The sequence below is a fragment of the Halobacillus sp. A1 genome (assembly GCF_024189295.1).
Taxonomy (GTDB): Bacteria; Bacillota; Bacilli; order Bacillales; family Halobacillaceae; genus Halobacillus_A.
In genome coordinates this window covers 142078-153060 of record NZ_JAIZEN010000006.1, presented here as the reverse complement: position 1 = coordinate 153060, position 10983 = coordinate 142078, and the positions used below count along the sequence as shown (strand labels likewise).

Here is a 10983-nt window from a genome sequence, read left to right as displayed (position 1 = left end):
TACAATAAAAGCTAAAATTTCTAATTAGTCGACATTTTCTCTCATTTCTATTCTGAATAGTAATCTTATAGTGGACTGGAGAGTGATGAGCTAGCTGCAAATGTAAAAGAGTTGAAGAATTAACAAAATACAATAATAAGCTTTGTGTGTACAAAGCCAATTTTAAAAAAGGAGTAGGATGAATGAAAAGGTTTTTTATTTTGTTGTTTGGGGTAATTGTTTTGATTGGTGGTTTTTTACAGAGTCAAAGTACAGTTTCCGCTAATTCAATAGAGGGGGTTCCTTCCAAATATAAAGAACAAATCAATTATTTGATTGATGAGGAAATTATTTTTGGATATGATGATAACACATTCAAACCAAAGAACCATGTAACGAGACAAGAAGCTGCTGCTATGATCGGTAGAGCTCTCGACTTGAACAACACAAAAAGAAATACTGTTTTTGATGATGTAGATGCCTCACATTATGGTTCTGGATACATAGCTTCATCAGTTGATAAAGGGATCATCAATGGTTACCCTAACGGTACATTTCAACCAAATAATACTATAACTCGTGGTGAAATGGCTGTTCTGATTTCAAGAGCATTTCCTCTAAGCGGAAGTCAAGATGTGTCGTTTACTGATGTTTCTGAGAGTAACTTTTTTTACACTTATATTAATGACATTGCTTCTGCTAATGTAACAATGGGTTATCCTGACGGAACGTTCCAACCAAACCGAGAGATTTCCAGAGAAGAATTTTCGCTGCTCGTTGCCAGAAGCATGAATCCTGATTTTAGAAGTCAGCAAGTTAAAGACGATAATAAGGAGAAACAAGAAGATTTGAAAGTTATTGATGAGAAGGTTGTTACAGCAGACTCATTAAATGTTCGTTCAGGTCCGGGTACAAGTAACGGTGTAGTAGGCACTCTATCTACTGCCAGTGCTGTATCTGTCTACAAGAAAGAAGGAAATTGGGCATATGTTACCAAAGGTAACGTAGAAGGCTGGGTTTCCATGTCCTACCTGATCGACAAACCAAGGTCATCCCATGTTATTGCACTAGACCCTGGTCACGGCGGTAATGATCCTGGAGCATCGGCGAATGGTCTAGTAGAAAAAGAAGTAGTTTTAGATGTAGGGGAAATCGCTGAAGAGTATTTAGAGGATGCAGGACTTGATGTATTCATGACGAGAACCAGAGATATTTATCATACATTAGATAATCGAGTTAAATTAGCTACAAGTAATAAAGCGGATGCTTTCGTCAGTATTCATGCCAATGCTGCTGCTAGCGAAAGCGCTAAGGGTGTCGAGACGTTTTATTCTTCAGCAGGATTATCCAATCGTGCATATAGCAGCCTAAAGTTATCTCAGTTTATAAATGAAAGACTTGTAAAAGAAATGGACATGACTAACCGTGGTGTGAAAGAAGCAGGGTATCGTGTGATCAAAGCTACTTCATTACCTTCAGCGCTAACGGAAATCGGCTTTTTAACAAATAAAGGTGATGCAGACAAACTTAAGCAAACTCAATACCGTGAAGCAGCTGCAAGAGCTATTTCATTAGGTGTAGTAGATTATTATAATTGGGAAGAGAATAATTAATATGGAAGAAGCGGACAAATCACGTTCGCTTCTTTTGTAATGACAAAAGGAGAATCTGGATTGAAAAAGTTAATAGTCATTTGTATGTTCATACTTTTCATATCGTACGTATTTTCAGACAACCAGGAAGTTTCAGCCTCAATTGAATCGACGGATGAAAAACAGCGAGTCATCATAGGGTTTGAAGAGAAAGTGGAAGAAGATGTGCTATCTGAAATACCTTATGACCTCCATCATACATATGATTCTTTTAATGCCATTGCTGTATCTTTACCGGTTGAATCTATTAGCAATCTGGAGAGACAACCTGAAGTGAAATGGATAGAATCAGACCAAAAAGTAAGTGCGAATGCGCAAAAAATTGACTGGGGATACGAGTCCATAAATAGTAATCTCTCCTATGACTGGGGAGTAACAGGTGAAGGGGTCAACGTAGCTGTAATTGATACAGGTATAGATGAAGAGCATCCAGACTTGAATATTAAAGGAGGTAAAAATTTTATTAACTCCAACAGCAGTTATGATGATGATAATGGTCACGGCACCCACGTGGCCGGAGTGATTGGAGCTGAAGATAATTCTATAGGAATAATCGGTGTAGCGCCCCAGGCGAATTTATATGCTCTAAAAGCATTAGACAGAGATGGAGAAGGGTGGGAAGCTGAAATTATTGCTGGAATCCAGTGGGCTGTTGAAAATAAAATGGATGTTATCAATTTGAGTTTAACTTCCTGTAAATCTTCTGAAGCCATGAAAAAAGTGCTGAACGAGGCAGAAAATAATGGTATTTCTGTGGTGGCGGCTTCAGGGAACAAGCTTCTGTGCAATGGAGAATATTTAAACGATGTAATGTACCCTGCGCGTTATTCAAGTGTCATTAGTGTAGGTGCTGTAGATAGAAATAAAGAACGTGCGCTGTTTTCTTATGGCGGTGATTCATTGGATTTTGTGGCACCAGGTGAAAGTATCTATAGTACGTATGCTGGAAGCCAATCAGGCGGAGGGGCTTATGAGACATTAAATGGTACTTCTATGGCTGCTCCTTACGTAGCGGGGATCGTCGCTTTACATAAACAAGCTTTTCCCGAATTAAGTTTAGATGATATAAACGATATGATGATTGAACAGTCTCTAGACTTAGGGCAGCGAGGGAAAGATTTCAAATACGGCCATGGGCTTATTCAATCATTAGAAAGGCCTTTTTTGGACATGACGGCTAATCCGTGGTTTGAACCTTACTTGAAAAGCTTATATTCAGATCATATAATTAAAGGTTTTCCAGACGGAACTTTCAGACCAAATAGCGAGATCTCAAGAGAAGAAGCCATTACAATGGTTGGGCGTGCTTTAGGATTAGATGGAAAGAAAAGAGATTCCGGTTTTCCGGACGTAAGCCGTGACTCCTATAGTTCAGGTTATATAGCTTCTGCTGAAGAAAAAGGAATCATTGAAGGTTTTCCAAGTGGTAATTTTGAGCCTGATATCTCAATTAAACGAGCAGATATCGCACTTATCATTCATAAAGCTTATGAAATTGAAGGAGATAAGAGCAGCAATGAATACACAGATGTTGCCGATAAATTTTACGCAAGTAATGCGATAAGTAAACTATCGAATGAAGGGATTATAGTCGGCTATCCAGATGGCACATTCCGTCCACGGAGTAATATAACTCGTTCCGAATTTACTCCATTGCTTGCCAAAGCTGACGATGCTCCCGTGAGATGATCGGCCCTATATGCAGGTCGGACATTCTCTGAAAAGGTCTGATTTCTAAGGGATTTACGTTTTTGCTATACTAGTGAAACCCCACTTTGTATTATCAATGTGGGGTTTTTATGGTTTTTTTGTTATTAATTATGTTTTTTCATCTGCTGACGATAAAGAATCCAAGTTGATAATTGGAATGCGGTAGAAAAAGCCGCATTATGAAGTAGCGATCTTTTTTCAGTATTCAGGGATGATTAATAGAATGATCAGGTATATTACTCTATTGATTAAACTAGGTTATTACATATAAAGTTGAAATAAGTTAGAAATTCTTGAGGAGCTTGATAATCGTTAAGGAAAATGTAATGCATTTGTAATAATAAAAGCAGTAATACTAAGTCAAATAAAAAAGACTGGAAAAATATTGTCGAATTTTTAAGAAAAGATTACATCTTTTTGTCGACTGTTACCGAACTGTAAAATAAAAGCCCAATAATGTATGATACCCTAACTTTAGAGAAATTAAACGTGGGGGTATACATAAAATGTTGAGGAAGTCGTTTGTTTTGTTTTTATCAAGTTTAATGGTTTTGTCGGTTTATGCACCATCGGTAAAGGGGGCGTCAGTTTCGGGGAGTAAAGTTGTCGATATTGCGAAAAAGTATGCGGGCACTCCATATGATTACGGAGGAACTACTACATCAGGGTTTGATTGTTCTGGTTTTACACAATATGTGTTCGAAGAAGCAGGGGTTGATCTGCCAAGGAATTCGAGCCAGCAAAACGGGGTTGGAGAATATGTTGCTAAGTCAGACTTACAGGCTGGAGATTTAGTGTTTTTCAGCAAAACACCAGGCTCAGATAATATTTCACATGTGGGAATTTATACAAGCAATGATAATTACATATCTGCTACAGTAAGCAAGGGAGTAAATGAAGTATCAATAAACGATCCATACTACTGGGGACCTCGATACGTAGGGGCGAAGAGAGTACTTGATGATAAATCTCAAGCCTCCAATAATAATTCTTCAGTAGGTGAGTACCATGACGTTACCAGTGATCACTGGGCTACTCATCATATTGAACGGTTAAGTCAAGAAGGAATTATCAATGGCGATGAAAATCAGAATTTTAATCCAGAAGATGATGTTACTAGAGCAGAAGCAGCTAAAATGGTTAGTGAAGCTTTAGGTTTGAAAACTTCTTCTTCTAACGCATTCCATGATTCTTCTTCTCACTGGGCAAATGAATATATAAATGCCGCAGCGGATGAAGGGATTATTGTAGGTGACGGAAATGGTGCATTCCGACCGAATGAAAGTATTCAAAGAGATGAAATTGCGGCTATCCTGACACGCGCATTTAACTTATCCAGTGACGGCAGTAAAGCAACGTTCAATGATGTTAGCAAAGACCACTGGGCGTTTGAAAAAATTGAAGCTCTCTCAGATAATTCTATAGCAACAGGTACTGGGAATAATAAGTTCGAGCCTCGCGAAAATGCTACTCGTGCAGAATTTACAGCCTTCCTAGATAGAGCATTATAATAAAAAAGGTCAAACAGATGTTTCGCTGTTTGACCTTTTTTGTTTTGTTAAAACCTAGCAAATTTATTGATAAAAGCTCAATATTTGTAAACCCGAAAAAACTCGCCAGTTCCCCTACAGGAAAGAGAATAGCTTCCCAACCCCCCCGGACTCTTAATTCATGAACGAACCCCAGTTATCTCGAAACCAATTCTTCCCCAATTCAGCGTTTTAGTTGAATGACTCTCTTATGAATATCTGCAATGATTATCATAGATTATTAGTTAATTGTGTAATTATTGTAAGCTCTGTTTAAATGTTGAATGTTTATTCATAAATTCTATTTCATATTCCTGCAAATTAATGTAATATCAAAACCATAGGTATTTTATCTTAATAGGGCGAATTTTGGAAACATTCTTTACATAACATCAAAATATCCTATTAACCTATGAAAAAAAGTTATTACAATTTGTGAGGGAGGAATTTTATTAATGAGCAACAAAAAAGAGACGAGAAATAAGGTGCTAGTATCTTCATTAGGTGCGGCCCTTGCCGCTTCTGCTTTGGTCCCGACAGCTGTAGCTGCAGATTCCAGTTTTCCTGATGTGTCAGAAGGACATCAATATTATGAGGTGATTCATCAACTGAAAGATGCTGGCGTAGTCAACGGATATAAAGATGGCGAGTTTAAGATGTTCAGTTCTATGACGAGAGCAGAAGCATCTACAATGATGGTGAAAATTCTTGATCTTGATACTGATGACGCAACTGGAGGACAATTCTCTGACGTTCCTGATAGTGCATGGTATGCCAAATACGTAAATACTCTTTACGAGGAAGGTTACATATATGGAATGGGTGACGGTACGTTTAATCCTAATAAGGAGATGACACGCGCTGAATTTGCTCAACTCATTGTCAATTCGTATGAAATTGAAAACGAAGAGGCGGACCTTCCTTTTGGTGACCTTAGAGATGGAGCCTGGTATGAACCTGCTATAGAAACGTTGTACGCAAACGGTTTAATTAGTGGTTTGACTCCTATCATTTTTGGTCCTGAACAGGATGTAAAGCGTGGTGACTTTGCCTGGCTGTTAGCTAATACTGATTATAAATTCGGAGATAAACTGCCGAAACCAGATGATGGAGAAAGCGAAAGCTATGAATTGTCTTTGATGCATACGAATGATACACATGCTAATTTAGATGATGTTGCCAGAAGGGTTACGGCTGTTGAAAACGTCAGAGCTGAGAAGCCAAATGCTCTTTTATTGGATGCCGGGGATGTCTTTTCAGGAACTTTATACTTTAACGAATTTCTTGGTCAAGCGGATTTGGAATTCATGAATTTGATGGAATATGATTTAATGACTTTCGGGAATCATGAATTCGATCTAGGTTCCAGCCCGGATGGCCATAAGGCTCTTGCGGATTTTGTAACAGCATCGAAGTTTCCTTATGTCAGTTCCAATGTAGACTTCTCTCAAGATAGCAACATGAAAGACCTGTTTAATGATGAAATGACAGACTCTCCTGAAGACGGACAAATTTATAACAGTGTCATTGAGGAAATTGATGGGGAGAAGGTAGGAGTGTTTGGTTTGACGACGGCAGAGACAGCTGACATTTCCAGCCCTGAGAACATAACCTTTGAGGATTATATCGAAGCGGCAGAAGAGCAGGTTGCTTCTTTTGAGAAAGAAGGAATCGATAAAATTATCGGTCTCACCCACATTGGATATGACGACAATCCGAACTATGATAACGATTTACTTTTAGCTGAACATGTAGAAGGTATTGACGTCATCGTTGGTGGCCATAGTCACACATCTTTAGATGAGCCGACAGAAGTATCGGAAAACAAAGATGGTGAAGAAAAAGATCCAACAGTCATCGTTCAAGCTTCCCAATACGGGAATGATTTAGGGACGTTAGACGTTGAATTTGATGATAATGGTGTTGTGAAAGGTTTTAGCGGTGAATTGCTGGAAGTATCTGAGTTTGAAGAGAACCCAGAGGCTGCTGAGATGCTTGAGGAGTATTCAGCCCAGATTGAAGAGGTTGAAAATGAAGAGAGTGGAGGAGTAGCTGTTACTGAACTTCCAAATCCTCGTACGGGTGAAGGCAGCGATGTAAGTGTGAGGAACAGTGAAACAAAACTTGGAAATCTAATTACAGACGGCATGCTTGATAAGGCGAAAGAGTATGATGAAAATGTAATTGCTGCATTTCAAAATGGCGGTGGAATCCGTACTTCCATTGATCAAGGCCCAATCACTATTGGAGAAATCTTAGAAGTGATGCCTTTTGGTAATACTTTATCTACTATGGAGTTGACAGGTGCTGAAATTAAGCAAGCCTTAGAACATAGTGTTAGTGAAGCCCCGGCTGAAAATGGCGGATTCCTGCATGTTTCTGGTATGGAATTTACGTATTCAAGCTCAGCGGAATCTGGAGATCGTGTTCAATCAGTAGAGTTTAAACAAGGTGAGGATATGGTTGCTCTTGAAGACGAAGAAGAGTACGTCATCGCTACCAACGCATTTACAGCAAAAGGTGGAGACGGATTTGATGTCTTTGCGGCGGCTTACGATGAAGGACGCGTAACAGACCTTGGTTCATCTGACTGGGAGAATTTCCGTGATTACGTAGCTGAACTTGGAGAAGTAGATCCTGAGATTGAAGGAAGAATTGTAGACGAAGCTAAGTAAATATCGTTTGTATTAGAAAATAAAAGGCAAGATAAAGAGTTCTCTCTTTATCTTGCCTTTTCTATTGGATAGAGCCTCCATTCAGACAAATCTGCTTCATAATCAGCGAGTGGGGGTTTAGGAAAGATGAATGTCCAGGGCTTACTGGTGTTAGCTTGTACAACAAAGTCCTGAAATGAGAATTCACACTCTCCTATAACTTGTTGATTGGCATCTTCAAATCTTAAAGGAAGGTATTTTATCTTGTAATCCTGCTTACTGCTATTTCGTATTAAAATCGTAGCATGTAACTCTCCTGTTTGAGAGTAGGTCGCTTTTAAGGCGTGAAAGATTAACTGATCGTTTATCGGTAAAGTAAGACTGGATACATATTTTTCTAACTTTTCCACATCTACCACAGACAATTTCTCTCTCCATATATAGTCTAAGGACAAGGAATGTTTATTGGAAGGTTTGGTCTGTTCAAACACTATTTTCCACCCATCTTCAAATGAGAGGCTATATACATCTTTAAAAAAATCTTTTCTTTCAAATTCAATTGTCCAGGGACGGCTGGAGTTTGAAGGTAAAGTTCCTGCGTTTTTCAAATCTACTTCTTTTTGTGCGACCTTTTCATGTTCATTGTTTAATAGAAGAATCGTGGTCATTTTCAATCGTACGCTTCTAGAGATAGAACTTCTAATAAAAACATCTACTATTAATTTTCGGTTTTGGATGCTTAAATCGTATCCATGAATTGATAATTGGTTTGGTTTTAATGGCTTCATTTCTGTGTTCAAAAATTTAAAAACGTATTCGTCCTCGTCTGATACTTTCCATTCTGGGTGGAGAGAAAGTTTAGGATATATGTGTATGTCTGCAGGAGTTTGCTGCACATCGGTGAAATCTTCTGCGTCTACAGCATCTTCATCAAAGCTTTGGTCATTTTTAAAACGATTTGTTAAGAAATTAATCATACGTTCCATCCTTTGAAGCACCTTCTTTCCCGCTGTTACAGCAGTTCTGTATGTGTTGCGAGAGTTCAAGAATCATTTCTTTGCGCATTCCTGAAAAAGTATATCGAAAAATATCAACTCCATCGTTTTGGTACAATCTTATAGGGTCTTCCTGCTGATATTGACGCATTCCAATCCCCTCTTTTAAACGATTCATCATTTCTAAATGACGGGTCCATAATTGGTCAATGATGGAGAGGCATGCTACTCTCAATTCCATTTGAAGCTGGTCATTTTTTCTCCACTGATTCAAGTAGGATTCATATTTTCGTGCAATGTTAGAAGCTTCTTGCTTTAGTTGTTCAGGATCTTCATCATCCGACGTTAAGTTTACTTCAGCCGCAGGGACAGCCCTCATTATCTCTACCTCAATGTGTTCAATCGGCCAATTCTCGTAAGGGATTGTTTCTGGACAATGATGATCAATTAAATTATTGAAGTATTCTCCCAACATGGATACGATCAAGTGAATCGAATCTTTTTTTTCTAAAAGTGAATCCCTGAACTCATACACGACTTTTCTCTGATCATTCACAACATCGTCCAGCTTAAGCGTCAGTTCCCTAATATTATAATTGCTTCCTTCACTTATCTGCTGGGCCGTATTTATAAATTGATGTATGTCTTTATTTAGAACTTGTCCATTTGAATCTGCTGTTATCGTTTTTAACTTTCGTTTTAGTTCATCTTTTGCGAATCTTGAAATCAATTCATCTTCCAGGGAGATAATGAACTGAGAAGCTCCAGGATCGCCTTGGCGGCCAGCCCGTCCTTTCAACTGATTATCAATTCTTCGTGCGTCATGCCTTTCTGTTCCAATGACGAACAGTCCGCCTAATTTGTCTGTTCCTTCACCCAACTTTATATCTGTTCCACGGCCAGCCATGTTAGTGGCGATCATAATATTGTACTTTTGACCGGCTTTTGCAATGAGCTTCACTTCTTGCTCTGCGCTTTTGGCATTGAGAAGTTGGAAGTCGAGGTCGGCTTCTTTTAGATATTTTGCAACTTCTACAGATTGAAGGATAGAGGTCGTTCCAATCAGGATAGGCTGACCGGTTTGGTGTTTCTCCTTAACGATTTTTGCGAGTGCCTTGTATTTTTGAGCTTTTGTCATAAATATGAGGTCAGCATAATCGACTCTTTTAACTGGTCTGTTGGTAGGTACTTTAATTACGTTCATTCCATAAAGATCTTGAAATTCAGTTGCTTCGGTCTTAGCCGTTCCAGTCATTCCGGAGAGCATCGGATACATTCTGAAATAGTTTTGTACCGTTATGGAGGCTCGAGTTTTGTTTTCCTCACTGAGCGATACGCCTTCTTTTGCCTCTAACGCCTGGTGAAGCCCGTCAGACAACGTTCTTCCATCCATCACTCTGCCAGTGAATACGTCTACCAGTTTTATTTGATCATGATCTACTATGTAATCTACATCCCGTTTGAATAGCGCGTGAGCTCTCAAGCTCTGAATGATGTAGTGATATAAAGACTGATGTTCTAAATCGTATAAATTTTCTATATCAAAGGCTTTCTCGACTTTTGATGAACCCTGTTCGTTAAGGTTCACGAACTTATTTTCTCGATCCAGTTGATAATCCGTGTCCTCTTCGAAGCTTCTTATCAACGAAGCGGCAACCTTGTGCAATTTTGGGCTGGACATTGTTTTACCAGCGATAATAAGCGGTGTTTTTGCTTCATCTATAAGTACACTGTCTATTTCATCAATGAGAGCGATATGGTAATTTCTTTGAACTTTCTGGTTTTGGTTATTGACCATGTGGTCTCTTAAAAAATCAAAGCCAAATTCGGTTCCGATTCCATATGTAATATCAGCTTTATACGCTTGTTTCTTTTCTGCAGATGATAATTTAGAGATGTTTAGTCCTGTCCTCATGCCTAAAAATGTATACAATGGTTTCAATGTTTCAAAATCTCGTTTGGCTAAATACTCATTAGCCGTAATTACGTGCACACCCTTACCTTCCAATGCTTTTAAATAACCAGCTATGGATGCTGCCAGAGTCTTTCCCTCTCCGGTAGCCATCTCAGCAATGTTTCCTTCGCTTAATATCAATCCGCCCATTAACTGCACGTCAAATGGCCGAAGTCCGAGCACTCGTTTGGAAGCTTCACGAACGACTGCAAATACTTCATGTTGTATATCTTTTAAAGGAGCACCATCGCGGATCTGTTTTTTAAAATGTAATGTTTTTGCCTGGAGTGCTTCATCTGAAAGTATACTGATCTCGCTTTCAAGACCATTAATATATTCGATAGATTTTAAATGCTTTTTAAGAGGTCTATCCGTCTTTTCAGTGAGGACTTTTTTGAGAGTTTCAATCATAAGCATTAAACACTCCTTAGACTATGTAATCATACATATTTTATCATGACATGGTACTGATTTACTAGTTTATTCCATAGAAGTTAAGCTGCAGATGTT

Annotated in this window: 6 protein-coding genes; 4 read left to right on the top strand and 2 right to left on the bottom strand. The window is 38.7% G+C overall.

Annotated elements, in window-relative coordinates; genetic code table 11:
* The first annotated feature begins 182 nt into the window (after window positions 1-182).
* The 4 genes from LF817_RS08845 (at window position 183) to LF817_RS08830 (ending at window position 7545) form a co-directional block, all read left to right on the top strand.
* The gene (locus LF817_RS08845) at window positions 183-1592 is read left to right on the top strand and encodes an N-acetylmuramoyl-L-alanine amidase (protein ID WP_253935433.1); all 1410 of its coding nucleotides are present in this window, start codon (window positions 183-185) and stop codon (window positions 1590-1592) included.
* 60 nt (window positions 1593-1652) lie between these two features.
* A complete protein-coding gene (locus LF817_RS08840; protein ID WP_253935432.1) occupies window positions 1653-3320 on the top strand; it encodes a S8 family serine peptidase in 1668 nt (555 codons plus the stop codon).
* Window positions 3321-3847: 527 nt separating this feature from the next.
* Window positions 3848-4852 (top strand): C40 family peptidase, encoded by a 1005-nt coding sequence (locus LF817_RS08835; protein WP_253935431.1) that lies wholly within the window; start codon window positions 3848-3850, stop codon window positions 4850-4852.
* 473 nt (window positions 4853-5325) lie between these two features.
* Window positions 5326-7545, top strand: a complete 2220-nt coding sequence (locus tag LF817_RS08830; RefSeq protein ID WP_253935430.1) for a 5'-nucleotidase C-terminal domain-containing protein — start codon at window positions 5326-5328, stop codon at window positions 7543-7545.
* 47 nt (window positions 7546-7592) lie between these two features.
* On the opposite strand, the gene LF817_RS08825 is transcribed toward LF817_RS08830, so the two are convergent.
* Entirely contained in the window at window positions 7593-8501 is a 909-nt protein-coding gene (locus LF817_RS08825; RefSeq protein WP_253935429.1) for an accessory Sec system S-layer assembly protein, read from the bottom strand.
* Complete coding sequence (gene secA2, locus LF817_RS08820) at window positions 8494-10884, bottom strand: accessory Sec system translocase SecA2 (RefSeq protein ID WP_253935428.1); 2391 nt, start codon at window positions 10882-10884, stop codon at window positions 8494-8496. The genes LF817_RS08825 and secA2 overlap by 8 nt, the downstream gene beginning before the upstream one ends.
* Window positions 10885-10983: the final 99 nt, after the last annotated feature.